Annotated in this window: 23 protein-coding genes; 13 read left to right on the top strand and 10 right to left on the bottom strand. The window is 71.7% G+C overall.

Annotated features, from left to right (window positions below; genetic code table 11):
* The first annotated feature begins 70 nt into the window (after positions 1–70).
* Positions 71–1,258 (top strand): zinc-dependent alcohol dehydrogenase, encoded by a 1,188-nt coding sequence (locus tag Q7L65_RS17235; protein WP_304722915.1) that lies wholly within the window; start codon positions 71–73, stop codon positions 1,256–1,258.
* A gap of 8 nt (positions 1,259–1,266) precedes the next feature.
* Here Q7L65_RS17235 and Q7L65_RS17230 read toward each other — a convergent pair whose 3' ends face one another.
* Positions 1,267–2,220: a TIGR03557 family F420-dependent LLM class oxidoreductase gene (locus Q7L65_RS17230; protein WP_370552585.1), complete on the bottom strand. Its 954-nt coding sequence runs from the start codon at positions 2,218–2,220 to the stop codon at positions 1,267–1,269.
* On the opposite strand from Q7L65_RS17230, the gene Q7L65_RS17225 reads away from it, so the two are divergent.
* Both Q7L65_RS17225 and Q7L65_RS17220 read left to right on the top strand, forming a co-directional pair.
* Entirely contained in the window at positions 2,216–2,413 is a 198-nt protein-coding gene (locus Q7L65_RS17225; protein WP_304722912.1) for a hypothetical protein, read from the top strand. The genes Q7L65_RS17230 and Q7L65_RS17225 overlap by 5 nt on opposite strands.
* A 33-nt stretch (positions 2,414–2,446) precedes the next feature.
* On the top strand, positions 2,447–3,241 hold the full coding sequence (locus Q7L65_RS17220; protein ID WP_304722908.1) for an SDR family oxidoreductase: 795 nt from the start codon (positions 2,447–2,449) through the stop codon (positions 3,239–3,241).
* A 31-nt stretch (positions 3,242–3,272) separates the two neighbouring features.
* Here Q7L65_RS17220 and Q7L65_RS17215 read toward each other — a convergent pair whose 3' ends face one another.
* The gene (locus Q7L65_RS17215; protein ID WP_304722905.1) at positions 3,273–4,688 is read right to left on the bottom strand and encodes a DUF2252 domain-containing protein; all 1,416 of its coding nucleotides are present in this window, start codon (positions 4,686–4,688) and stop codon (positions 3,273–3,275) included.
* Positions 4,689–4,840: 152 nt separating this feature from the next.
* On the opposite strand from Q7L65_RS17215, the gene Q7L65_RS17210 reads away from it, so the two are divergent.
* The 6 genes from Q7L65_RS17210 to Q7L65_RS17185 all read left to right on the top strand — a co-directional run bounded on the left by Q7L65_RS17210 (position 4,841) and on the right by Q7L65_RS17185 (position 11,932).
* Positions 4,841–7,870, top strand: a complete 3,030-nt coding sequence (locus Q7L65_RS17210) for a hypothetical protein (protein ID WP_304722903.1) — start codon at positions 4,841–4,843, stop codon at positions 7,868–7,870.
* Between the two features lie 159 nt (positions 7,871–8,029).
* Positions 8,030–8,449, top strand: coding sequence for a YciI family protein (locus Q7L65_RS17205; RefSeq protein ID WP_304722901.1), 420 nt, complete (start codon positions 8,030–8,032; stop codon positions 8,447–8,449).
* The gene (locus Q7L65_RS17200) at positions 8,446–9,675 is read left to right on the top strand and encodes an RNA polymerase sigma factor (protein ID WP_304722899.1); all 1,230 of its coding nucleotides are present in this window, start codon (positions 8,446–8,448) and stop codon (positions 9,673–9,675) included. Before Q7L65_RS17205 ends, Q7L65_RS17200 begins: the two co-directional genes overlap by 4 nt.
* Positions 9,672–9,821 carry a hypothetical protein gene (locus Q7L65_RS17195; RefSeq protein ID WP_304722898.1) on the top strand — a complete coding sequence of 50 codons (150 nt, stop codon included), beginning with the start codon at positions 9,672–9,674 and terminating at the stop codon, positions 9,819–9,821. Before Q7L65_RS17200 ends, Q7L65_RS17195 begins: the two co-directional genes overlap by 4 nt.
* Before the next feature lie 90 nt (positions 9,822–9,911).
* Positions 9,912–11,573: a SpoIIE family protein phosphatase gene (locus Q7L65_RS17190; RefSeq protein WP_304722896.1), complete on the top strand. Its 1,662-nt coding sequence runs from the start codon at positions 9,912–9,914 to the stop codon at positions 11,571–11,573.
* Entirely contained in the window at positions 11,570–11,932 is a 363-nt protein-coding gene (locus tag Q7L65_RS17185; protein WP_304722894.1) for an STAS domain-containing protein, read from the top strand. Before Q7L65_RS17190 ends, Q7L65_RS17185 begins: the two co-directional genes overlap by 4 nt.
* A 188-nt stretch (positions 11,933–12,120) precedes the next feature.
* On the opposite strand, the gene Q7L65_RS17180 is transcribed toward Q7L65_RS17185, so the two are convergent.
* The 5 genes from Q7L65_RS17180 to Q7L65_RS17160 form a co-directional block, all read right to left on the bottom strand.
* On the bottom strand, positions 12,121–13,578 hold the full coding sequence (locus Q7L65_RS17180) for a flotillin family protein (protein WP_304722892.1): 1,458 nt from the start codon (positions 13,576–13,578) through the stop codon (positions 12,121–12,123).
* Between the two features lie 51 nt (positions 13,579–13,629).
* Positions 13,630–13,860: a hypothetical protein gene (locus tag Q7L65_RS17175; protein WP_304722890.1), complete on the bottom strand. Its 231-nt coding sequence runs from the start codon at positions 13,858–13,860 to the stop codon at positions 13,630–13,632.
* A gap of 72 nt (positions 13,861–13,932) precedes the next feature.
* Positions 13,933–15,309 (bottom strand): NAD-dependent succinate-semialdehyde dehydrogenase, encoded by a 1,377-nt coding sequence (locus tag Q7L65_RS17170; RefSeq protein WP_304722888.1) that lies wholly within the window; start codon positions 15,307–15,309, stop codon positions 13,933–13,935.
* 89 nt (positions 15,310–15,398) lie between these two features.
* Entirely contained in the window at positions 15,399–15,797 is a 399-nt protein-coding gene (locus Q7L65_RS17165) for a VOC family protein (RefSeq protein WP_304722886.1), read from the bottom strand.
* Between the two features lie 72 nt (positions 15,798–15,869).
* A complete protein-coding gene (locus Q7L65_RS17160; protein ID WP_304722884.1) occupies positions 15,870–16,451 on the bottom strand; it encodes a TetR/AcrR family transcriptional regulator in 582 nt (193 codons plus the stop codon).
* Positions 16,452–16,666: 215 nt separating this feature from the next.
* On the opposite strand from Q7L65_RS17160, the gene Q7L65_RS17155 reads away from it, so the two are divergent.
* A complete protein-coding gene (locus Q7L65_RS17155) occupies positions 16,667–18,154 on the top strand; it encodes an MFS transporter (protein WP_304722882.1) in 1,488 nt (495 codons plus the stop codon).
* Position 18,155: 1 nt separating this feature from the next.
* Positions 18,156–18,644 carry a universal stress protein gene (locus Q7L65_RS17150; protein WP_304722880.1) on the top strand — a complete coding sequence of 163 codons (489 nt, stop codon included), beginning with the start codon at positions 18,156–18,158 and terminating at the stop codon, positions 18,642–18,644.
* Between the two features lie 46 nt (positions 18,645–18,690).
* On the opposite strand, the gene Q7L65_RS17145 is transcribed toward Q7L65_RS17150, so the two are convergent.
* Positions 18,691–19,128, bottom strand: coding sequence for a MarR family winged helix-turn-helix transcriptional regulator (locus Q7L65_RS17145; protein ID WP_304722879.1), 438 nt, complete (start codon positions 19,126–19,128; stop codon positions 18,691–18,693).
* A gap of 154 nt (positions 19,129–19,282) precedes the next feature.
* Here Q7L65_RS17145 and Q7L65_RS17140 point away from each other — a divergent pair, with 154 nt between their 5' ends.
* Both Q7L65_RS17140 and Q7L65_RS17135 read left to right on the top strand, forming a co-directional pair.
* A complete protein-coding gene (locus tag Q7L65_RS17140) occupies positions 19,283–19,696 on the top strand; it encodes a DUF1398 family protein (RefSeq protein WP_304722878.1) in 414 nt (137 codons plus the stop codon).
* A 35-nt stretch (positions 19,697–19,731) separates the two neighbouring features.
* Positions 19,732–20,238, top strand: a complete 507-nt coding sequence (locus tag Q7L65_RS17135) for a hypothetical protein (RefSeq protein ID WP_304722876.1) — start codon at positions 19,732–19,734, stop codon at positions 20,236–20,238.
* A 97-nt stretch (positions 20,239–20,335) separates the two neighbouring features.
* Here Q7L65_RS17135 and Q7L65_RS17130 read toward each other — a convergent pair whose 3' ends face one another.
* Together Q7L65_RS17130 and Q7L65_RS17125 are read right to left on the bottom strand one after the other, a co-directional pair.
* Positions 20,336–21,154: a hypothetical protein gene (locus Q7L65_RS17130; RefSeq protein WP_304722875.1), complete on the bottom strand. Its 819-nt coding sequence runs from the start codon at positions 21,152–21,154 to the stop codon at positions 20,336–20,338.
* Positions 21,155–22,273: 1,119 nt separating this feature from the next.
* Positions 22,274–23,287, bottom strand: a complete 1,014-nt coding sequence (locus tag Q7L65_RS17125) for a LysR family transcriptional regulator (protein WP_304722874.1) — start codon at positions 23,285–23,287, stop codon at positions 22,274–22,276.
* Positions 23,288–23,368 lie beyond the last annotated feature (81 nt).

Here is a 23,368-nt window from a genome sequence, read left to right as displayed (position 1 = left end):
CGCCGGATTCCGACGCACTGCGCCGGGTAGCGATAGCGCGTCACAGTTCCCCGAGGAAAGCGAGTCAGCGATGAAGGCGGTTGCCTGGCACGGCACCCACGACGTGCGCGTCGACACGGTGCCCGATCCGACGATCGAGCAGCCCACCGACGCGATCGTGAGAATCACGTCGACGGCGATCTGCGGCTCCGACCTGCACCTCTACGAGGTACTCGGCGCGTTCATCGACGAGGGCGACGTGCTCGGTCACGAGCCGATGGGGATCGTCGAGGAGGTCGGCTCCGAGGTCACCCACATCAGAGCGGGCGATCGTGTCGTGATCCCGTTCAACGTCTCCTGCGGCCACTGCTTCATGTGCGGCCACGGGCTGCAGTCGCAGTGCGAGACGACACAGGTGCACGAGTACGGCACCGGCGCCGCCCTGCTGGGCTACACGAAGCTGTACGGCCAGGTGCCCGGCGGCCAGGCCGAGCTCCTGCGCGTGCCGCAGGCGCAGTACGGGCCGATCAAGGTCCCGGACGGGCCTTCGGACGACCGCTTCCTCTACCTCTCCGACGTGCTCCCGACCGCGTGGCAGGCGGTCGAGTACGCGAACGTGCCGCAGGACGGGAGCGTGCTCGTGCTCGGCCTCGGTCCGATCGGCGAGATGTGCACCCGCATCGCCCAGCAGCGCGGCGCCGGCCAGGTGCTCGCGGTCGACCTCGTTCCCGAGCGGATCGAGCGCGCCCGCGCGCACGGCGTCGTCGTGCTCGACCTCGAGCAGGAGGGCGACGACCTCGCCGACAGAGTGCGCGAGCTGACCGGCGGGCGCGGTCCGGACTCGGTCATCGACGCGGTCGGGATGGAGGCGCACGGTGCGCCGATCGGCAAGCTCGCGCACCGGCTCGCGGGGCTGCTCCCGGACGCGGCCGCGCGGAAGCTGATGACGACCGCCGGGATCGACCGCCTCAGCGCGCTGCACAGCGCGATCGAGATCGTCCGCCGCGGCGGCACGATCTCGCTCTCCGGCGTCTACGGCGGCGCGGTCAGCCCGATGCCGCTGCTGCAGCTGTTCGACAAGCAGATCACGATCAGACAGGGCCAGGCGAACGTGCGCCGCTGGATCGACGACCTGATGCCACTGCTGAGCGAGGACGGCGACCCGCTCGGCGTCGAGCAGTACGCGACCCACCACCTCCCGCTCGACGCCGCCCCGCACGCCTACGAGATCTTCCAGAAGAAGGAGGACGGCTGCTTCAAGGTCGTGCTGCGACCTTGAAGCGCGCCCTACCGGAAGCGGGGCAGCACCTCGGCCGCCCACGTCTCGAAGAAGGCGTCCTGCAGCGGCCCGACCTGCTGCACGTACAGCTCGTCGACACCCGCGTCGGCATATGCCTGCAACGCCGCGACGTGCTCGTCGAGGTCGGGGCCGCAGGGGGTCGGCGAGTCGGCGATCAGCTGCTCGCTGACCAGTTCGCAGGCCTGCTCGAAGTGCGCCGGAGTCGGCAGCACCTGCGCCAGCTCGCCCGGCAGCGCCTCGTTGGGCCAGAGGCGATGAAGGGTCTTCACGGCCTCGGCCTTGTCGGGGCCGAAGCAGACCTTCGTGCCGGCCTGCACCGGTCCTCTCCCCCCTTCGCGGCGGTACTGCGAGATCAGCGCTCTGTCGGGACTGGTCGTCGCGAAGCCGTCGCCGACGCGAGCCGCCAACGTAGCGGCCTTCGGCCCGAACGCCGAGACGATCACCGGCGGCGGCGTCGCGGGCAGGTCGTAGACCCGCGCGTGCTCGACGGTGTAGTGGGTGCCGTCGTGGTGGACGACGCCGCCGTCCCACAGCGCGCGCATCACCGCGATCGCCTCCTCCAGCATCTCGATCCGCTCGTCGGCACCTGGCCAGCGGTCGCCGTAGATGTGCTCGTTGAGCGCCTCGCCGCTGCCGACGCCGAGCGTGAAGCGCCCGTCCAGCAGCAGCGCGCTGGTCGCCGCGGCCTGCGCGATCACGGCCGGATGGATCCGCATCGTCGGGCACGTGACGCCGGTCCCGAGCGGCAGGTCCGTCGCCTGGGCGATCGCGCCGATCGTCGACCAGACGAACGGACTGTGACCCTGCGCGTCGATCCACGGGTGGTAATGGTCGGAGATCCAGAGGCTGGAGAACCCCGCCTGCTCGGCGCGGATCGCCTGCGCCACGAGGTCTCTGGGCCCGAACTCTTCGCTGGAGAGGAAGCAACCGATTCTCATGATCCGATCCGTTACCCGCCGGATCGCGTTGCTAACGGGCCGGCTCGGCGCCAAGCGCGTCGGCCACGACGGCGAGGTCGCGCACGAACGTCGCGCGCGCCGCGTCGCGCGCGTCGGTGCCGCGGTCGCGCGTGACGCGCACGTCGCGGCCGAGCGCGTGGTCGTGCCACGCGTCGAAGGACAGCCGCGTTCATGACCGATCAGTACGGAACCGTGCTAACTTGACCGAATGGTACAAAACGAGCCGTTCACCTCACCCTCTGCAGACCGCGGCGAACTGGCCGGGCGGCGCGTCGTGCTGACCGGCGGATCGCGCGGGATCGGGGCCGGAATCGCCCGTCGTCTGCTCGCCGCCGGCGCCGACGTGCTCACGACCGCGCGGACCGCGCCCGCGCCCGACGCGCTGCCCGACGGCTTGCGCTTCGTCGCCGGCGACGTCAGCAGCGCGACCGGCATCCAGGCGATCGCCGACGCCGCGCTGGAGCAGCTCGGCGGGGTCGACGTGATCGTCAACAACGCCGGCGCCTCGCACACGTTCCCGGCCGGCTCGCTGACGATCCCGGACGGCGACTGGCAGAGCGCGCTCGACGTCAACCTGCTCGCCGCCGTGCGGCTGAACGCCGCGCTGCTGCCGCAGATGGTCGAGCGCGGCAGCGGCGCGATCGTCAACATCTCCTCCAGCGCCGCGTTCGAGGTGCCGGCCCCGCTGCTGCACTACGGTGCCGCGAAGGCTGCGCTGACCGCGTACTCGAAGGGCCTCGCGAGCGAGTTCGCACCGCAGGGGATCCGCGTCAACACGATCACGCCGGGCCACGTGGAGAGCCCCGGCGCGGACAAGGTCCGCGACGACCTCGCGACCGCCTTCGGCATCGAGGTCGCCGCGATCCACGCGACCGTGCCGATCGGCCGCATCGGACGCCCCGAGGACATCGCCGAGGCGGTCGCCTACCTCGTCTCCGACCGCGCCTCCTACGTCACCGGCGCGAACCTCGTCATCGACGGCGGCGAGCAGCGCCGCCCCTGACGTCCGATCGCCGAGCCGTGCCCACCGCCGCTCAGACGCCGACCTGCGCGACGATCGTCCCGGCGTCGACCGCGGCCTGCACCTCCTCGTAGTCGCGCTCGTTCTGGTCCGCGTACGCCTCGGCGAACACGGCGAGCGCTCTGTCGAAGCTGTCGCCGCGGCCCATGTAGTGGGCGATCGGGGCGGCGTCTCCCGCTCGCGCGTGCGCACGCGCGAGCGTCTGGCCGCAGATCTTGGCGTACTCCGCGAGCGCTCTCACGTTCATCAGGTCGACGAGCGCCGAGCCCTTCGCGTCCCACAGCTGCCGCACGTAGTAGTCGCGCTCGACACCGTCGGGACCGGTCGTGCGCAGCCATCCGAGCGTGATGTCGGTCGCGGCCTGCGTCAGGCGCTGCCCCTCGACGACGCGCTGGCCGTGGTTCTCGAACTCGCTGGCGCCGAGGAACGGCTCGAGCACCGACGCCTCGGCCTCCTTCAGCTGCAGGAACAGCGGGTCGGTGCCCGCGCGGCCGATCAGCAGCGCGATCCAGGCGCGCGTACCGACGCTGCCGACGCCGACGACCTTGCGCGCGGAGTCGACGTAGCGAAACCGTTCGAGCAGACGACGGCGGTCGTTGCCGAGCGTGCTGCGGTAGTGCTGCAGCATCGCGTGAACGATCTCGTCGAGCTGCCCGTGCTGCTCGGGCCCGAACAGCTCGCGGGTCGGCACGACGACCGGCGGATCGCTGCGGATCCGGTAGTCGCCGTCGACGAACTCGGTCAGCTTCGCCAGCGCCCGCACGCTGTCTTTCGAGCGCGCCTTGGCGATGTTCCTCTGCGCCCGCTTCATCTGCTTGGCCGACGCGGCTGCGGCGAACTGCTGGACGAGGTCGTCGACCGAGATGCGCGAGTACCAGAGGTCGAGGTCGGGCGCCGTCGCGTAGCGGGACATCGATTCGCGATAGGCGCGCGTCGCCGTGAGGTTGACGGCCTCGCGCTGGTGCGCGTCGAAGCCGCGGTCGCGACCGGCGACGGCGAAGCTCGTGACGAGCCGCTTGAGATCCCACTCGAACGGCCCGGGCAGCGTCTCGTCGAAGTCGTTGATGTCGAAGACGAGGCTGCGGTCGGGGGCGGCGTAGGCGCCGAAGTTCGACAGGTGCGCGTCCCCGCACAGCTGGGTGTCCAGCGTCGTGCGCGGCTGGCCGGCGAGGTCGGAGGCCATCAGGAAGGCGGCGCCGCGATAGAACGTGAAGGCCGATGCGAGCATCCGGCCGTAGCGGATCGGGACCAGCTCGGGCACGCGCGTCTGCGCCTGCTGCTGCAGCAGCTCGACCGGCCCGGTCCGGCCCGCGGGCGCGCTCCAGGCGGCGTGCGAGCGCCGCGGCAGCTCGGCCCGCGCGGCGCGCCCGCGCGCGGCGCGCTCGGCGAGGCCGGGGTGTTCGACTGCCGCCTTCGTGGTCGTGACCATGGTCGACCCTTCCTTCCGGACGCTGGTTTGCCGCGTTGCACTCAACGCTGTTCTGGCCGATCTGGCATCGCCCGGACGGGGTGAACCGGCGCAGGTCGATCAATGGTCCAGAGCGGCGAGATCGCGATCTGAACAGTGTACGGTTACGGACGATGCTCCCGCTCAGCCGCACATTCCCCCGCTCCGCCCGCGGAGCCGCGAGCGTCGGCCGCCGGCCGACGACGTCCCTCGCCTTCGCCCTCTTCGTCGCGCTCGGACTCGGCCTGACGCTCGTGCTCGCGCTCGGCACCGGCCCGGCCGCGGCCGCGAGGCCGGCCGCCGCGATCGTGCGCGTGACCAACGACAGCGCACAGTCCCCGATCCGGGTGACCGTCGCCGCGCGGGTCCAGGACAGACTGCGCGTGCGGCTCAACGGGCGGCGCGTGGACGGCGTCTTCGTGCAGGCCAGTCCCGGCACGCGGGTCGGTCTGCTCGGAGCCAACGACGGCGCCCGCGTCGGCGAGAACCGCCTGCGCGTGCGGGTCGCGCGCCACCACGGCGCGGCCGTGTCGGCGAGCCGCAGCGTCTCGCTGCCGGGCGACGCACCGGTCGCCGGCGCCGGCCACGACCAGCGCGTGTTCGGGCGCGCGCCGGTGCAGCTGAGCGCGCGTTCCTCGCGTGCGAGCAGAGACGGGCACCAGTTGGCATACCGCTGGCGGGTGGTGGGCGCGCCGCACGGCGCGCGGCCGCGACTGCGCGGCGCCGACACCGCGACACCGCGGCTTCTGGGCGACCGCCACGGCCGCTATGCGCTGCATCTCACCGTCACCCAGCACCGCGGCGCGGCGGTTGGCGCGGACGGCGGCAGCGGCACCGGCAGCGCGGCGACCCCGGACCGCGGCCGTGACGCCGACACCGTCACGATCGACGTCGTTCCGAACGATCCGCCCGTCGGCGTCCAGGCCGACACGCTCGCCAACGCGGCCGGCGACATCGTGATCGCCGGCAGAAAGGTCGACAGAACGGGCGGCGGCAGAGACAACCCGATCTCCTACGCGGTGCTGGACCGCGCCACGCGCGCCCCGCAGGCGTCCGGAGCGGTCGCCAAGTCGGCCGACGGCCTCAAGACGATCCAGAACGCGATCAGAGACAACCCGACCGCCGACTCGCTCGTGATCGTCAACAGCACCGCCGGGATCGACGCCGCGCAGCAGTCGCAGTTCGAGGACCTGATCGGGTCGATCGGCGGCGGCCCGCTCGACGACGACGCCAGATTCGCGGTGACGCGCGGGCAGCCGTTCTCGGTCGTCGGCGTCCCGACCGCGCCGGCCGGCTCGCTGCAGTCGACGTTCTTCAGCGCGACCGCGCTCGCCTCCGCCGCCGGCAAGCCGGACGGCGACCTGTCCGGCCTGCTGCAGTTCAACGCCGGCATCGCCGAGTACGGCTTCGTGCTGCGCGACTACGTCAGCTTCTCGACCGACGCGACGACGGGGGCGATCGTCGTCGGCGGCACGAGATACACGAGCAGCCTGGGCGCCGGCAAGAGCGGCTTCCACGTGCTCTCGCTCGACAGCCGCACGCTCGGCCCGACCTCCCTCGACAGCAGCCGTACCCCCGACAGAGACGAACAGGTCTTCGAGACCAACAGCGGCGACGCGACCAGCGACGCCGCGGCGCTGCGGGAGATGACCAACTGGCTCAACGTGCGCAGCGCGCCCGAGCCGCGGTTCGGCAACGGCAGCCCCCTCGTGATCATCCAGTCGATCGGCAGACCGAGACTGCAGACGGAGTTCTGGGGGATAATCGGCGACCGCATCAGAAGCCTCGGCGGGACGATGCAGACGTTCAACACGCTCGACGGCAGCGGCGGCTACGCGCTCGTCGGCCGCGGGCCGACGAGACTCGACCGCCTGCCGGTCGTGGAGGCGGCCGAGACGAGCACGCAGACGTCGCCGAGAGAGCCGGCGAGACTCGTCGGCATGCTCTCGCGCGGTCGCGACGGCGCCTTCTCGGCGACGCTCGCCGACCCCAACGGGACCGTCAACGCCGAGCTGATGCAGGTCGTCTACCAGCCGTCGAGAGCGTTCACCCCGTTCGAGGGCAGACAGCAGCTCGCCAACGCCTGGGCGGCCGAGCAGCTGAGACTGATCGTCAAGACCGACGTGCGCGCGAACTACACGCGCAATTACACGTCCGACTGGGGTGACATCGGCTCCAGACTCGACCGACTCGACGTCCCGAGAAGCGTCACCACGTTCACCGACGCCGACCTCGAGGCCGTCAAGAGAGTGCTCGCCCCCGAGATCGCCCGGGTGATCGAGGTCAAGACGTTCGTCGCCAACCTGCAGTCGCCCGGCGACACGGCGTTCGCGTCCTACCTCGACCTGCAGAGAATCAGCGAGAAGATCCAGGCGGCGGTGCATCCGCCCGACGTCACGAACCGCACCAACGCCGCGAAGGTCTTCCAGTACGGCTTCCTCGCGGTCTCCAAGCTCGTCCCGGGGAACCCCGGCGGCGCCGCGGGCCTGCTCGCGAGCGCGTTCGAGTGGGTCTCCAAGCAGACCGGCCCGGAGGGATCGGCGCTGCTCGGCCCGCTGCAGACGAGAACGACGGAGCTGCAGACGGACCTGCTCGCCAAGTACGAAGCCGCGCGCGCCGGACTGCGCCTGATCGGCCTGATCGTCGTCAGCGACCCCGACAAGCTCGCGACGGTCGCGGACAAGTCGACGAGCGATCCGACCTGGGTCTGGCCCGAGCAGGACACGCTCGTGCGCACGGCGATGCGCAAGGGCGCCAAGCGCTACTTCTACTCGCAGCTGCTGCCGCTCGCGTTCGTCCAGTACCACTTGACCGGACCGGTGCGCGCGAACGACTGGTACTGCAGACGCAGCTCGACCGGCTACCAGGCGCACGTCTTCGAGAGCGAGCCCGACAGCGGCCAGTACGTCGCGATCGACCGCTACCGCGAAGGCCCGTTCCGCGCCGACACCTCGGCGCGCGCGCTCGGCCAGGCCGACGTGACCGGCCGCTTCGCCTCCAGCCCCGACGCGGCCAAGCCGCCGCCCGCGAGCCTCATGGACCCGCTCTTCAAGCCCCTGGACCGCGACCCCGCAACCGACAACCTCGGCATCGACAAGCCGACCTTCTTCGAGCGCTTCTTCACCACGCGCGAGGAGCCGGTGCCCTTCAGCTACTACTGCTGAGTGCTCGGGGCCGGCGGCGCCCAACGCGTCGGTCATCGCAGGAGCGAGCGGCTGCTGCGCCAGCTGATCTGGATGATTTGATGTCGAGAAGCGCTGATCGGCTCCGCTCACCAGGCGAAGGGCCACGAGAGACGCGGCCCACCACACAGGGAGACCACGATGCCCAAGTACCTGCTTCTCAAGCGCTACCGCGGCGGCCCGGAGCCGCACCACCCCTTCCCCCCGATGGACCAGTGGGCCCCCGAGGACGTCGAGGCGCACATGGCGTTCCTGCGACACGTCAACGAGTTGCTGGAGCAGAACGGCGAGCTCGTCGGCGCGCAGGCCCTGACGCCGTCGCGCACGTTCGTGCGCTACGGCGGCCCGGACGCCGCGCCGGTCACGACCGACGGCCCGCTGCCCGAGACCAGCGACCTGATCGCGGGCTGGACGATGGTCGACGTCGAGTCGTACGAGCGCGCGGTCGAGATCGCGGCGCACATCTCCTCCGAGCCCGGCCCGGGCGGCGGGCCGATGTACGAGTGGATCGACGTGCGGGAGGTCATGTGGGAACGCCCGCGGACGACTGATCCGGCGTGAGCCAGGAGCGGACCTCGCGGCTGGACGGGGGCGCGCTGCGCACGGTCGGGCGGGATCTCATTCCGCGGGTGCTCGCGACCCTCGTCAGGCGCGGCGAGGACTTCTACGCCGCCGAGGACGCGCTGCAGGAGGCGCTGCTCGAGGCGCTGCGGACCTGGCCCGAGCACCCGCCGCAGGACCAACGCGCGTGGCTGGCTGCGGTCGCGACCCGGCGGCTCGTCGACGCACGCCGCAGCGAGACCGCCCGTCAGCGCCGCGAGGAGACGATCCACGCGCAGCCGGCACCGCCGCCCACCGCCGCCGAGGTGGGCGACGACACGCTCTTTCTGTTGTTCTGCTGCTGCAACCCCGACCTCGCCCCCGCCTCGCAGGTGGCGCTGACGCTGCGCGCCGTCGGCGGCCTCACGACGCGTGAGATCGCCGACGCGTTCTACGTGCCGGAGGCGACGATGGCGCAGCGGATCAGCCGCGCCAAGCGCACGCTGAGAGGCCGCCGGCTGGACCGGCCCGGCGACCTCGCCGTCGTGCTGCGCGTGCTCTACCTCGTGTACACGACCGGCCACGCGGGCCGCGTCGACCTCGCCGCCGAGGCGATCCGGCTCGCGCGCCAGCTCACGCTCGCGACCGAGGAGCCGGAGGCGCGCGGGCTGCTCGCGCTGATGCTGCTCAACCACGCCCGCCTCCCGGCGCGACGCGACGCAGAGGGCCGCATCGTCACGCTCGACCGCCAGGATCGCGGCCTGTGGGACACGCGTGAGATCGCCGAAGGCGTGCGCGTGCTGCAGTCGGCGCTGGCGCTCGAGCGTCCCGGCCGGTACCAGATCGAGGCCGCAATCGCTGCCCTGCACGACGACGCGGCGAGCGCCGAGGAGACCGACTGGCCGCAGATCCTCGCCTGGTACGACGACCTCGTCGCGCTCACCGACGACCCGGTGCGCCAGGACCCCGCCGCGGTGCTCGGGCGCGCGGTCGCGGTCGGCCACGCCCTCGGCGCCGCCGCCGGGCTGCGCGAGAGCGACCGGCTGCGCGAGGTGCTCGGCGAGCGTCACCGCTGGCACGCCGTCCGCGGCCACCTTCACGAGCTGAGCGGCGACCTCCCCGCCGCAGGCGAGGCGTACGCGAATGCCGCACGCCTCGCCACCGACGTCGCCGAGCGCGACCACCTCGTCCGCCAGGCCGCCCGCGCGCGGGCGGCGGCGCCCGCCGAGCGCCCGCCTCCGACGTGACGCCGGACGCGGGCGCGATCGGATCGTTACGCGCGGCGCGTCAGGCGCGAGACGACGCGCGCGGCGACGCCGGCGACACCGGCGACAGCGTCCAGGCGGTCGTGCTCGCCTGCGAGACGGGGCTGGCGATGCCCGGCGGCGGCTGACGGCACGTCCCCCGGTCGACGCGATTCGCGGCACACTAGGTGTCGCCGCGACCGATTCGCGGTAGCTGTGTGCGGATGGAGGCCAGCCCGATGCCCGAGCCGATCGAAGATGACCTTGCAGCCGCGTTGACCCGCGGTCGCTTGCGCGCTCAGCCGGTCGAGCTTCACGGCCTGCCCGACGACGCGCACGCGCGGCTGGAGAAGCTGCACCGGATCGCCGACGCCGCCCTCGCGTACCTCCCCCAGGAGGAGCTGTTGGTCGAGCTGCTGGAGCGTGTCAGCGAGATCCTCGACTCCGACACCGCCGCGATCCTGCTGCTGGACCGGGACGACGGCCTGCTGCGCGCCCGTGCCGCAAAGGGGATCGAAGAAGAGGTCGAGCAGGGCGTGACGATCCCGCTCGGCAAGGGGTTCGCCGGCCGGATCGCCGCCGAGCGCCGGCCGATCGTGATCGATGACGTCGACCACGCCGACATCCTCAACCCGATCCTGCGCGAGAAGGGGATCCGCTCGCTGCTCGGCGTGCCGCTGCTGGTCGAGGGCAACGTCCTCGGCGTGCTCCATGTCGGGAGCCTCCGGCCGCGCCGCTTCACCGCTGACGAGACCGACCTGCTGCAGCTCGCCGCCGACCGCGCAGCGCTCGCGATCGAGCACGCCGCCCTCTACGAGCAGCGCCGGCTGGCCGAGGCCCTGCAGCGCCAGCTGCTGCCCGATCTGCGCACGGTGCCGGGTACCGAGCTCGCGAGCCGCTACCTGCCGGCCAGCAGAGAGACGCTCGGCGGGGACTGGTATGACGCCTTCCCGCTGCCCGGCGGGCGCGTCGCGGTCGCGGTCGGCGACGTCGTCGGCCACGGCGTCGCCGCGGCCGCGGTGATGGCCCAGCTGCGCACGGCGCTGCGCGCGTACGCCGCCGACGGCTACGGGCCGGCGTCGGTCGTCGAACGGATGAATCGCTTGATGTGGCAGCTCGGCCCGCACGAGATGACGACGCTCTCCTACCTCGTGCTCGATCCCGAGGCGGCGACGTTCGAGCACGTCAGCGCGGGCCATCCGCCCCCGCTCGTGATCGACGTCGAGCATGGCGCGGACTTCCTCGACGTCGTTCCCAACCTGCCGCTCGCCGTCGGTGCTGGGTCGCGCTTCCACAGCACCGTTCACCCGTACCGTCTCGGCACCACGTTCCTGCTCTACACCGACGGCCTCGTCGAGCGCCGCGGCGAGCTGATCGACGAGGGCCTCGCACGGCTGCGCGCCGCCGCTGGAAGAGAGTGCGCGGTCGAGCCGCTCTGCCGGCAGGTCGAGACGGCGCTCGTCGCCGAGCAGCGCTCCGACGACGTCGCCATGATCGCCATCCGCATCCCGCCTCCGACGGCGGTGTTGAGCGGCCGTTGGCCGGCCGACCGCCGCATGCTCGCCGAGATCCGCATGCAACTGCGCGCCTGGCTGCGCGCGCACGGCGCCGGCGAGGACGAAAGCTACGACATCACCGTCGCATGCCAGGAGGCATGCGCGAACGCGATCGAGCATGCCTACAGCCCCGGCTCCCACAGCTTCGAGCTGACGGCGACCTGCGACGACGGCCTCGTGGAGGTGTGCGTGCGCGACGACGGCAGCTGGCGGCCGCCGCGCGGCGAGCACCGCGGCCGCGGGACGCTGCTGATGCGGCGGCTGACGGACACGCTCGAGATCGAGCACGGCGACGACGGAACAGTCGTCACGCTGACACGCAGACTGAGGGGAGGTCGAGCGTGACGCCATTGGCGCGGATCGACACAGAGCACGACGACGAGCATCCGCTGGTCGCGATCGAAGGCGAGATCGACGCGTCCAACACGGTCGAGATCGGCGAGGCCCTGCGCGCCGCCGTCAGCAACCGCAGCACGACGCTCGTCGTCGACCTGACCGAGGTCGGATACGTCGACAGCGCCGGCGTCAACCTGCTGTTCGCGCTCGGTGCCGAGCTGCGCGACCGCCAGCAGCGACTCCACCTCGTCGTCGAGCCCGGCACCTCGATCGCGCGCGTGTTCGAGATCGCCGGTCTGACGGGCGCTGAACGAACCCACCCGACGCGCACCGACGCGCTCGCGGACGCCCGCGGGACGCCCGCCTAGATCCGTACGGCCTCTGTCGCGCGGCTCGTGCCCACGGTCGCGCGAGCGTCGCCGGCGGTCACCTGCCGCCGGCGGCTGGCTCGAGTCCGAATCTGACCGTGACCGCGCCGCCGTCCGCTGGCTGCACGGTCGCCGTCGCGCCACCTGCGCCGTGGGCGGCGAGGCGGTGTCGTGACGGCTACGGCTGACTACGCCTCCGGAGCGTCCGCGGAATCCAGCGCCTCCGGAGCAGCCGTGTTGGTCGTCGTCGGCGGCGTCTCGCCGGACAGGCCGGCGAAGACGCTCTTCGCCATCGGCAGCACGGCGGTCGCGGTCCCGAGCGTCGTCATGATCGCCTTCTGGACGCCTTCCGCGCCGTCGAGCACGGTGAACGACTCGACGTTGGAGAACGGCGCAGCGGCGGCCGCGACGATCGCGGGGAGGTTCTCGGCGATCTGCTGCGCGATGACGCCCTCGGCATCCTCCGCGAGCGCCTTCTGGCGCGCTTCGATGCCGGCGGCCTCGGCGAGCCCGCGCTCCTTGACGCCGTCGGCCTCGGCCAGCGCCTTGGCTCTGATCGCGGACGCCTCGCCGTCGCCGAGCTTGCGGAAGGCCGCCGAGGTGGCGTCGGCGTCCAGCGAGGTCGCCGTCGCTCTCGCTCTCGCGTCCAGCTCCAACGCGGTCGCAGCGGCGGTCGCGCGCGCGACCTCGGTCTGGCGATCGGCGTCGGCGAGCGTGACGAGCCGGTACGCCTCGGCGTCGGCCGGCTTGCGCACCTGCGTCTGCAGCTGCTGCTCGGCGAGCGCGGCCTCCAGCTCGGCGGCCGCGGTGTCCGCTCTGACGACGGCCTGGCGGGCGGTCGCCTGCGCCAGCGGCCCGGCCTGCTCGGCCTCCGCTCTGGCTCTCTCGGTCTCGGCCTGGGCTCTCGCCTGGCGGACCTCGGACTCCTTGCGGGCCTCGGCGGCGAGCGCCTGCGCCTCCTGCTCTCTCTCGACCGCCTCGCGGTCGCGGTCGGCCTCGGCGATGCGGGCGCGCGAGGCGACGGCGGCGGCGTGCGGCTTGCCGAGGTTGGCGATGTAGCCAGCCGAGCCGTCCTCGCTCGGAACGTCGCGGATCTGCTTGAGCTGCAGCGAGTCGATGTGCAGCCCGAGCTTCTGCATCTCGACCGCGGTCGCCTCGCGGACCTGCTCGGTCAGGACGTCGCGGCCTCTGATCAGCTCCTCGACGCTCAGGCCCGCGACGATCGTGCGCAGGTGTCCGTGCGCCATCTCCTTGATCGTCTCGTTCATCTCCTCGTCGCTCTTGCCGAGGAAGCGCCGGCCCGCGTTGACGATGCTGGCGCGGTCGTCACCGACCTTGAAGACGACGACGGCCTCGACCAGCACGGGGATCGCCTCCGCGGAGACGCACAGGACGCCCGTCTCGTCCTCGTACTCGGAGCTGCCGAGGTCGACGCGGCGGGTGTCGAGCGGCAGCTTGTGGCCGCGCTGCAGGAACGGGACGATGAACGCGCCCTTGCCGGTCACGACCTTGAAGTCCTGCGTCTCCTTGACGGCAGGCGCGTCGCTGTCGCTGGCCGCGGCGGCGGCCTTGCTGTTGTCGACCTTGGCGCCCAAGCCGGTGATGAGCAGGGCCTCGTTCGGTCCGGGAACGCTGTACAGGAACATGGGGTGAGCGTGCGTCCTTGCTGGTGGGTTGGCGGGGGCCGGGATCGACGCTCAGACCGCGTCTGGCATCGCGGTGACGAAGACGGTTCGGGAGGCCTCGTGCGGGCGGTAGTCGACGACGGCGCAGCGCGCGCCGACGGGGATGACCTCCTCCCCGTCGTACGGCTTGGCGTAGAACGCCTCGACGCCGCCGCGAATGGCGAGCATCACTTCGCCGACCGCCCCCGGCCGGACCGTCCCGGTGACGGTGCCGACCATCCCCGTCATGGAGTCGTCATCCATACGCTGCGACCCTAAGCGAAATGCCGCCTGTGCGCCAGACCTTCCTGTCACCCATCCGCTCGCCTCAGCAGCTCACCCGCCGGTGCGGATCAGCTTCTTGTTGACGAACTCGTCGGCGCCGAAGCGGCCCAGCTCGCGACCGAAGCCGGATCCCTTCACCCCGCCGAACGGCAGCTCGGCGCCGTCGGCGTCGACGACGTTGACGAAGACCATGCCGGCCTCGATCTGGTCGGCGACCCGCTCGGCCTGCGCCGCGTCGCTGGAGAAGACGTAGGAGCCGAGGCCGTATGGCGTGTCGTTGGCGAGCCGGACGGCCTCCTCCTCGGACGCGGCGCGGTAGACCTGCGCGACCGGCCCGAAAAACTCCTCGCTGTAGGCGGGGTTGTCCGGCGCGATGTCGGCGAGCACGGTCGCGCTGAAGTACGCGCCGTCGCGACCGCCGCCGGCGACCAGGCGGGCGCCGCTCGCCAGCGCCTGCTCGACCTGCTGCTCGAGCCGTTCTGCGGCGGCGGTCGAGGAGAGCGGGCCGAGCGTGGTGTCCTCACGCGAGGGGTCGCTCGGCTCGATCGCGGTCATCGACGCGGTCAGCTTGTCGAGGAACTCGTCGTAATGCCGGTCGAGCACGATGAAGCGCTTGGCCGCGTTGCAGGCCTGCCCGCCGTTGCCCATGCGCGCGGCGACCGCCGCCGCGACGACCGGGTCGAGGTCGTCGTTCTCGAGCACGAGGAACGGGTCGGAGCCGCCCAGCTCGAGCACCACCTTCTTGAGATGGCGCCCGGCGATCGCGGCGACGGCGGCGCCGGCGCGGCCCGAGCCGGTCAGCGAGACGCCCTGCAGGAGCGGGTCGCCGATGATCCGTTCGACCTGCTCGTTGCTCGCGTAGATGTTGACGTACGCGTCCGCGGGCAGGCCGGCGTCGTGGAAGATCTGCTCCATCGCGGCGGCCGACTCCGGGCACTGCGGCGCGTGCTTGAGCAGGATCGTGTTGCCGATCAGCAGGTTCGGGCCGGCGAAGCGGGCGACCTGGTAGTACGGGAAGTTCCACGGCATGATCCCGAGCAGCAGCCCGACCGGGGTGCGGCGCACGAGCGCCGAGCCTTCGCCGTCGAGCAGCCTGATCGGCTCGTCCGCGAGCAGCTCGCTCGCCCGGTCGGCGTAGTACGCGTAGATCGCGGCGCTGAAGTCGACCTCGCCGAGCGCCTCCTCGATCGGCTTGCCCATCTCGCGCACGATGATCTCGGCCAGCTCCCGCCGGCGCTCCGTGTGCAGTTCGCCGACGCGGCGCACGACCGCGGCGCGCTGCTCCGGCGACGTCCCTCTCCCCCACTCGGCGCCGGCTGCGGCAGCGCGGCCGATCGCGTCCGTCAGGGCCTCATCGCCGATCAGGTCATAGGTCTTGATCGTCGCGCCCGTGGCGGGGTCGACGACGGCATACGACGGTGCGGTCATGGTGCCTCTCTCCTCTGTTCAGAACGTCATCGACATCATGATCCATGCGAACGGCGCCGACCTCGAGAAGGTCGGCAGAACGCGGAGTCTCAGCCCGCGCCTTTGCAGACCGCTTCGACGTTGTAGCCGTCCGGGTCGAGCACGAAGGCGCCGTAGTAGTGCTCGGAGTACTGCGGCCGCAGCCCCGGAGCGCCGTTGTCGGTGCCGCCGGCGGCGAGCGCCGCGGCGTGGAAGGCGTCGACCTGGTCGCGGCGCTCGGCGGCGAACGCGACGTGCAGGCCCGGTGCGATCGTCATCGCCGGCCGCGTCGAGATCCCGAACGGAAAGAGGCCGCCAGCGCCGAACTCGATCTCCTCGTCCGGGGCTTCCTTGCCGTCCGCGCGCTCGGCGAACCCCAACGGCGCGAGCACGACCGCGTAGAAGAGACGGCTGCGCTCCACGTCGGAGACGCCGATCGCGATGTGATCGATCCGCGGCACGTGAGGCATCGCCGAGCGCTCAGCGGGCATGGCGACCAGTTACCCGCGATCGGTGTCGCGCAGACCTCCGCCGTGAGCCGCTCAGGCGCGCGCGCTCGGCGGCACGAGGCCTTCGAGCGTCAGCGTCAGCACTCGATTGGCCGCGACCGCGCGGCCCGCGGCGCCCTGCGACTTCTCCATCGCGCCGCGCGTCATCAGCAGCACGAGGAAGACGTCGTCGAGCGACGTGTCGCGGCGCAGCTTGCCGGCCGCCTTGGCGTCGCAGAGCGGGCGCTTCAGCAGCTCGGCGACGCGCTGGCGGCTGCGGTCCAGCTGGGAGTCCACGCAGGCGTCTTCGCGCGCGAGGTGGCCGAACGCGTAGAGCGGGACAACGCCCTCGACGAGGCTGCGCAGCAGTACGAAGAAGGCGTCGGGGTCGTCGGCGTGCTCTGCCGCGATCCGCTCGATCCGCTCGACGTGCTCGCCGAGGATCTCCGCCGCGAGCGCGGTGCGGTCGGGAAAGTTGCGGTAGACGGTCGCCTGCCCGACGCCCGCGCGGCGCGCCACCTGGCACATCGTGACGTCCGCCGTCTCGGCGAACAGCTGACGCGCGGCGTCGAGGATCGCCTCGCGATTGCGCCTGGCGTCCTTGCGCACCTGCTCTCTCGGAACCGTGACGGCCATCCGCCGAGTGTACAAACCGGAGAAGGCTCTCCGAATGCGTGACGTCGCTCACGCCTTCCCGGGTCATCACGGCGACCACCTTCACCTGCTATTCATCACGCGGTGCATTCGCGACGATCCGGAGTGCGCTGTCCACATACCTCGATCTCAGGCCCCGAGATGAAGAGAAACGACATGAACGTCCTGCCCGCAACGACGCTGGGCGGTGGTTGCTGATGCGCCAAGGTCCTCTCGCAGGCCGCTATGCCGCGGTCGCGTCGATGGTCATGTTCGCGCTGATCCCGTACCTGGCGCTGTCAGCAGCGCTCGAGCCGCTGACGCCGATCATCTCCAAACAGCTGCACATGAGCGCGCAGACGATGAGCCTCAGCGCCGGCATGGCCAACGCCGCCTACGCCGTCGGCACGGTGCTCGCGGTCCAGTTCGCCCAGCACCTGCCGCAGCGCCGGATGCTGCTCAGCTACGCCGTGCTGCTCGTGATCGGGTCGGTGCTCACGGCGGCCGCGCAGAACGCGGCGATGTTCATCACCGGCCACATCATCCAGGGCCTCTGCACCAGCCTGCTGCTGATCGCCGCGGTGCCGCCGCTCGCGATCGGCTACCCGAAGGAGAAGCTGCGCGACACGGCCGTGATCATGAACATGTGCATCTTCGGCGCGGTCGCGCTCGGCCCGCTGATCGGCGGGCTGCAGGCGCAGTCCGACGGCTGGCGCCCGCTGTTCTGGATCGTCTCGGGGATATCGCTCGCGGCGCTGGTCCTGGCCGTGCTGACGTTCGAGGACTCGCCGGCCGCCAATCCCGACTCGCCGCGCGACCTGCCCGCGATCGGGCTGGCCGCGGTCGGCTGCGTCGCCGCCTTCTTCGGCGCCTCGATGCTCACGACGCACGCGTTCGTCGACGTCACGACGCTGCTGCCGCTGATCGGCGGCCTGGCGGCGATCGTGATCCTGATCGTCTACCAGTGCCTCGCGCCGAACCCGCTGCTGACGATCCGCTCGATGCTGACGAGCACGATGCCAGTCGCCGGAATCGTCGTCGCGCTGTTCGCGGCCGCCGCGTCGGTCTCGGCGTCGGCGCTGACGGCGGCGCTGCTGGTCGGGCAGTACAGCCCGCTGCACATCGGGCTGCTGTACCTGCCGGAGCTCGGCGGCGCGGTGCTGACGGCAGTCGCGCTCGGACTCGTGATCACGCGCAAGCAGATGCACTACCTGCCGCTCGTCGGCATGCTGTTCCTCGCCGCCGGCATCGCGGTCTTCCTGATCAAGGTGCCGTCCAGCGAGGGGCTCACGCTGCTCGGCTCGGGCCTGACCGGCATCGGCCTCGGCGCGACGGTCGCGCCCGCGCTGTTCGTCGCCGGTTTCTCGCTGCCGTCCGCCAACCTCCAGCGCGTGTTCGCGATCATCGAACTGCTGCGCGCGGTCGCGGCGTTCATGATCGCGCCGATCTTCGCCCACCTCGCCACCACGGTCGGCGGCGACGTCGTCAGCGGCACCACGACCGCGCTCTGGATCGGCCTCGGCCTCGCGGTCGGCGGCGCTGTCCTCGGCGTCGGGATCTACGCGCTCGGCGGCGCGCGCCCGCAGCAGCCCGACCTCGACCGCTTCCTCGCCGGGATGGAGCCGGCGTGGTACTCGCCGCCGCTGCTGGCGAAGATCCGCCGCGGCGTGCCGGCAGCACCCCCCGCAACCGAAAGCGTGAGCTGACATGACCTCGACTGACGCAGACGCGACGACGACCGCCGCCGGGCCGCTCGACCCCGGCCCGGTCCTGTTCGCCTACGACGGCTGCGAGCTGGCGGGCTGCGCGATCGAGCAGGCCGGCAAGCAGCTCGCGAGCGGGCGCGACGCGCTCGTCCTGTGCGTGTGGCAGCCGGCCGACGTCGGATTCGTGCCCGTCGGCGAGCAGCACTTCGACGCCGCGAACGCCGCCGAGGTCCACCAGGCCGCGCACGAGACCGCCGCGCAGGGAGCGGCGCTCGCGGAGAAGGCGGGCTTCCGCGCGCAGATCCTCACCGAGGAGGCGGCGCCGACCTGGAAGGGCATCGTCAAGGTCGCGCAGGAGCGGAACGCGAGCCTGATAGTGCTCGGCGCCCACCGCCACGGTCCGCTCGCGGGCCATTTCGTCGGGAGCGTCGCCTCCGCCGTGCTGGCCCACTCGGAGACCTCCGTGCTGATCGTGCATCAGCGGGCCTGAGGCTCGCCGCAAGCCCTGGGAGCAGGGACGACCTTCGTCGACGGCGTCAGTCGGCGCCGTCGACGAGGGCGCGCAGCACGCGACGAGTGGTCGCGACGTCGGCGCCGTCGAGGACTCTGGCGAGCCTGCGGTGCCAGCGCTGCGCCTGCGCGGTGATCGCAGCGAGCGCCTGGCGCCCCTCCGGGGTCAGACGGATCAGCAGCGAGCGCTGGTGGTAGGGATTGGGCTCGGCGGTGAGCAGTCCTTCGTCGCGCAGCTCGTCAGCGACGCGCTGGACCGCCTGGCGGCTGATGCCGAGACGGTGCGCGATGCGCGGGACGGTCCAGTCACCCGCGCTGGCGACGCTCAGCAACTGCCAACGGGCCTGCGTCTGCCCGGACTGCGCCGCGATCCGGTCGCCGTGGCGCCGCATCGCGCCAGCCGCCTCGAACAGGTCGGCGATCAGCAGCGGAATTTCCTCTCTGGCGTCGTCGCGGGCAGGCATGGCGTGGGAGATGACAATAACGGTCGACTCCGACAGCCGCCTGACAATATGACAGCAATATGTCGACTTGACAATTTATTGTCGTTTTGGGAATCTGCTCCCGTTCCTGCTCGGCCGCCCACCGGTCGAGCGATCTCCAACCCGGAGCACCACGATGAGCACTGCCATCACGACCGTCGAAGCCGCGTTGCAGCGCGGCGCCGCCATCCGACCCGCCGTCGGCGGCTTCCCCCACCTCGCAGCCTCGCTGCGGGAGGCGGGCGTCAGCCGCTGCCACGTCGTCGTGCCGTCCAACGCGTTCGTCTACTTCACGACCGACGGACCGGTGGTGATGCAGCACGAGCCGATCGCCAGCGGTATCGCCGACGTGGCCCCGTTCGACGAGCCCGCGCTCGTCGCCGCGATCCGCACCGACCAGGCCGGCGAGTCGGCCTTCCCCGACTTCATCGCGGCGATCTGGGCTGCCGGCGTCCTCACGTACGACGTCGACCTCACCGCCAGCACCTGCACTTACCACGGCGCCGACGGCGCCAGCTACGTCGAGCGCTTCGAACTCGTCGCCATCTGACCCCGTCCGATCACCACCGACTGGAGGCCTTCGCCATGACCGTCCTGCTGATCCTGCTCGTGCTCGTCCCCTGGTCGATCTCACGCCAGATGCGCGTGCACGAGGTCACCACCGCCGGCCTCGTCAAACTGCCGCTGATCTTCGCCGCGATCGGCGTGCTCGGCTTCGGCACCGGCGACCTCGCCGACAGCACCGACGCCGCCGCCTATCTCGCCGTCAGCGCGGTCATCTCGATCGCGATCGGGCTCTGGCGCGGCGCCGCGATCCCGATCTGGCGCGACCAAGCGGGCACCCTGCTCTCCCAGGGCAACCGCACCACGCTCGCGCTCTGGGCACTGCTGATCGGCATCAAGATCGCGATGGGCACCGTCGCCTCGATCACCGGCATCTTCCCCGGCGAGCACCCCGGCGACATCTTCCTCTTCATCGCCCTCTCCTTCGCCGCCCAGAACCTCCTCGTCCACCGCGCGATCTGCAGGCGGCCGCGCTGGAGCAGTTCGGCTACCAGTCGGAGTCCGGCCCCTGGCGCAACTTCCACCTGACCGCGGCGGAGTGGACGCTGCTGGTCCGCAACGGCGCGCTCAGCCAACGCCACGGCAACGCCGCCGCCGACGCTCGACCGCACCGGTGCGCCGGGCGTCAGTCGATGCGCGGCGCGCGGAACTTCTGCGCGAGGTTCGGGTCGCCGTTGGGGTCCTGGATCAGGTTGGCGGCGATCGTGACGCCGGCGAGTCTCGCGCCCCTGGGTGGGCGCGGCAGGCAGAGGTCGTGCATGTTGTCGGCGTTGGCCGCGCTTCTGTGGTCGTGCAGATCGGCGACGTCGAGCGGCGCGATCGCAACGCTCTTGCCGTTCGGCCGGCGATACAGCGCGCGGTAGGAGGAGACGACGGCGGCGCCGACCTCCTCGCCGGTCGGGTACGCCGTCAGCCCGTTGGACCACATCACGCGCACGAACGTTCTGCCGGTCTCGCAGCGGTTGCGATCGCCGCGGTAGAGCGCCGGCGTGAGCGTCCAGGCGTCGACGACGTACGGACCGCCGGACAGCGGCTCGACGTCAGCCTGCTTCAACGACGGGAACGCCTTCCACGCGTTCGCGCCGGGAGCCTTGCCCTGCAGCGCGCCGACGATTCCGATCGCGACCGGCGTCGGGCCGTTCACGGAGTCACCGAAGTCACCGATCAGGTTGACCGTCTGCGCCTCGTCGCGCTCGTCCGGCGGGAACTGCAGCGCGCAGGTCGGCGTCGCAGTGGTCCCGTCGCTGCGCACGATCTGGAAGTCCGTCGTCTGGATCGACGCGCGGCGGACGAACCAGTCGAAGGTGACGGGGATGTTGTCCAGGCCGCTCGCGCCCGACGGGCAGCCGACCGCGTCGTCGGTGCCCCACGAGGCGCTCAGGATCTTCGGCTTCGGCCGCGGGTTCGTGGCGGTCTCGGTCGCAGCCGCGGTCGTGGCGGACACGCCCACGAGAGCGGCGACGGCGACGACGGCGAGGGCATGGAGACGACGCTTCGGAGACCGCTCGGAGGCACGCATCGGGGCAGCGTAGTCGGTTCACATTCCGACGTGAGGAGATCGGCCGCTCGGGCTAGTCTGCGAGGACATGACGCCTCCGCAATCGCTCTGGCCCCGGCTGGCAGACCTGCCGTTGATCGTCGAGTCGTGCGAGTACGAGCGACTGCACGCCGTCCTCGCCCAGGAATCCGAGCGGGTGACGACGCATGTGCGGCTCGTCGGCGCCGGCGCTGACGGGCTCGGCGAGGACGTCTCGATCCACGAGGAGGACGGCACGTCGCTGCACGAGGCGCGGCCCGCGCTGCCGCTCGCGGGCGAGTGGACGCTCGCCGGCTTCTGCGACCACCTCGCGACGCTCGATCCGTGGCCCAGACCGCCGGAGTGGGAATGGGCCCGCAGCTACCGCAACTGGGCGTTCGAGTCGGCGGCGCTCGACCTCGCGCTGCGCCAGGCCGGCCGCGCTCTGCACGACGTGCTCGGCCTGCAGCCGCGGCCGGTGCGTTTCGTCAACTCGCTGGGCCTCGGCGAGCAGCCCGCGATCGAGCCCGTGCGGCGGCGGCTCACCCGCTCGCCGGGCGTGCGCTTCAAGCTCGACGCGGAGGCGACGTGGTCCGCCGCGCTTGTCGACGAGGTCGCCGCCACCGGCGCGGTCGACACGATCGACTTCAAGGGCCAGTACGGCATCGAGGTGAAGGATCCGCAGGCGCTCGGCGAGCTGTACGAGCGCGTGCTCGTCGCGTTCCCGGACGCCTACCTGGAGGATCCCCACGACTTGCCCGAGATCACGCGGCGGCTGCGCGACCACGCCGAGCGCATCTCCTACGACGCGCCGATCCACAGCGCCGACGACATCGGCGCGACACCGCTGCCAGGACGGGTCGTGAACGTCAAGCCGTCGCGCATCGGCGGCCTGCGCGCGCTGTTGGAGGTCTACGCCCGCTGCACGCGCGAGCAGCGCCCGATGTACGGCGGCGGCATGGGCGAGCTGGGCGTCGGCCGCGGGCAGATCGAGCTGCTCGCTTCGTTGTTCCACGCCGACGCACCCAACGACGTCGCCCCGAGCGCCTACAACGAGGACGACCCGACCGGCGAGCTGCCCGCGAGTCCGCTGTCGCCGCGCCCCGCCGCCACCGGCTTTCGCTGGGCGGCGTCGCCCGCAGCTTCGTCGCGCGCGCGTTCGGCTTCGTAGCCGCGCGCACGCGCGACGAAGATCTCGCGCAGGTCGCGCGCCGCCGGCGACGCCGCGCTCGAGCGGGGGCGCTGGATCACCAGCAGCACGCTGGTGTCGCTGTCGGCGAGCGGACGCCACGTGATCTCGCCGCTGCGCTCGAGCGGATCGCCGATGACGCTGAAGTCGGCCAGCACCGTGACGCCGAGCCCCTGCGCGACCATCAGCTTGCCCAGCTCCGCGCCGTCGGTCGCATACGGGAACGCCGGCACGCGACCCGCCAGCAGGCGATGCACGAAGCGGTGCATCGTGTAGCCCGAGCGCATCACGATCAGCGGCTGCTCGAGCAGCTCCGCGCTGTGGATCTCGGCGCGCGCCGCGAGCGGGCTGTCCGGTCGCATGCAGAGGACGGGCCGCCCGCGCACGAGCACGGACGTGTCCAGCTCCGGCGGCAGGTCGTCGCCCTCCAGGTAGCTGACGAGGCCGAGATCGACTCCGCCGTCGAGGATCAGGCGCTGGATCACCTCCTGCTGCGTGCCGATCAGCTCGACCTGCGTCGCCGGATGCCGCTCGCGAAAGGCCCTGATCGCCGGTGCCAGCAGCGGCGTGCTGGCGCTGTTGACGGCCCCGACGCGGACGGTGCGGGCGCTGCTGTGGTGATCGCCGGCCGTACGGCGCAGTCGGTCGACGGCCTCCAGCACGGAGATCATGTGCGGCAGCAACTCGCGGCCCTCGTCGCTGATCTTCGCGCCCGAACGGCGGCGGTCGAGGATCTCGACGCCGAGCTCGCGCTCGAGGTTGCGGATCGTCTCGCTGAGCGCCGGCTGCGAGATGTGCAGTTCCTCGGCGGCGCGACGGAACGATCCCAGCCGCGTCACCGCGGCGATGTACTCGAGTTGCTCGATTCGCATGAGTCAAGTGAAAAGCCGTGAAAGTCGACCGGGTTGGTAGGGAAACCCTATCAACCCCTCGCGAATGCCGATTTGACGCTG

It is taken from the genome of Conexibacter sp. CPCC 206217 (assembly GCF_030646165.1).
GTDB lineage: Bacteria > Actinomycetota > Thermoleophilia > Solirubrobacterales > Solirubrobacteraceae > Conexibacter.
This window is presented reverse-complemented; position numbering and strand designations above follow the sequence as displayed.

Coding starts and splice junctions, on each gene's coding strand:
- Q7L65_RS17235 (WP_304722915.1), top strand. CDS start 71: ATGAAGGCGGTTGCCTGGCACGGCACCCACGACGTGCGCGTCGACACG.
- Q7L65_RS17215 (WP_304722905.1), bottom strand. CDS start 4,688: ATGGTCACGACCACGAAGGCGGCAGTCGAACACCCCGGCCTCGCCGAG.
- Q7L65_RS17140 (WP_304722878.1), top strand. CDS start 19,283: ATGAGCACTGCCATCACGACCGTCGAAGCCGCGTTGCAGCGCGGCGCC.
- Q7L65_RS17145 (WP_304722879.1), bottom strand. CDS start 19,128: ATGCCTGCCCGCGACGACGCCAGAGAGGAAATTCCGCTGCTGATCGCC.
- Q7L65_RS17165 (WP_304722886.1), bottom strand. CDS start 15,797: ATGCCTCACGTGCCGCGGATCGATCACATCGCGATCGGCGTCTCCGAC.
- Q7L65_RS17180 (WP_304722892.1), bottom strand. CDS start 13,578: ATGTTCCTGTACAGCGTTCCCGGACCGAACGAGGCCCTGCTCATCACC.
- Q7L65_RS17135 (WP_304722876.1), top strand. CDS start 19,732: ATGACCGTCCTGCTGATCCTGCTCGTGCTCGTCCCCTGGTCGATCTCA.
- Q7L65_RS17225 (WP_304722912.1), top strand. CDS start 2,216: ATGATCCGATCCGTTACCCGCCGGATCGCGTTGCTAACGGGCCGGCTC.
- Q7L65_RS17210 (WP_304722903.1), top strand. CDS start 4,841: ATGCTCCCGCTCAGCCGCACATTCCCCCGCTCCGCCCGCGGAGCCGCG.
- Q7L65_RS17150 (WP_304722880.1), top strand. CDS start 18,156: ATGACCTCGACTGACGCAGACGCGACGACGACCGCCGCCGGGCCGCTC.
- Q7L65_RS17190 (WP_304722896.1), top strand. CDS start 9,912: ATGCCCGAGCCGATCGAAGATGACCTTGCAGCCGCGTTGACCCGCGGT.
- Q7L65_RS17170 (WP_304722888.1), bottom strand. CDS start 15,309: ATGACCGCACCGTCGTATGCCGTCGTCGACCCCGCCACGGGCGCGACG.
- Q7L65_RS17125 (WP_304722874.1), bottom strand. CDS start 23,287: ATGCGAATCGAGCAACTCGAGTACATCGCCGCGGTGACGCGGCTGGGA.
- Q7L65_RS17205 (WP_304722901.1), top strand. CDS start 8,030: ATGCCCAAGTACCTGCTTCTCAAGCGCTACCGCGGCGGCCCGGAGCCG.
- Q7L65_RS17160 (WP_304722884.1), bottom strand. CDS start 16,451: ATGGCCGTCACGGTTCCGAGAGAGCAGGTGCGCAAGGACGCCAGGCGC.
- Q7L65_RS17220 (WP_304722908.1), top strand. CDS start 2,447: ATGGTACAAAACGAGCCGTTCACCTCACCCTCTGCAGACCGCGGCGAA.
- Q7L65_RS17155 (WP_304722882.1), top strand. CDS start 16,667: ATGCGCCAAGGTCCTCTCGCAGGCCGCTATGCCGCGGTCGCGTCGATG.
- Q7L65_RS17175 (WP_304722890.1), bottom strand. CDS start 13,860: ATGGATGACGACTCCATGACGGGGATGGTCGGCACCGTCACCGGGACG.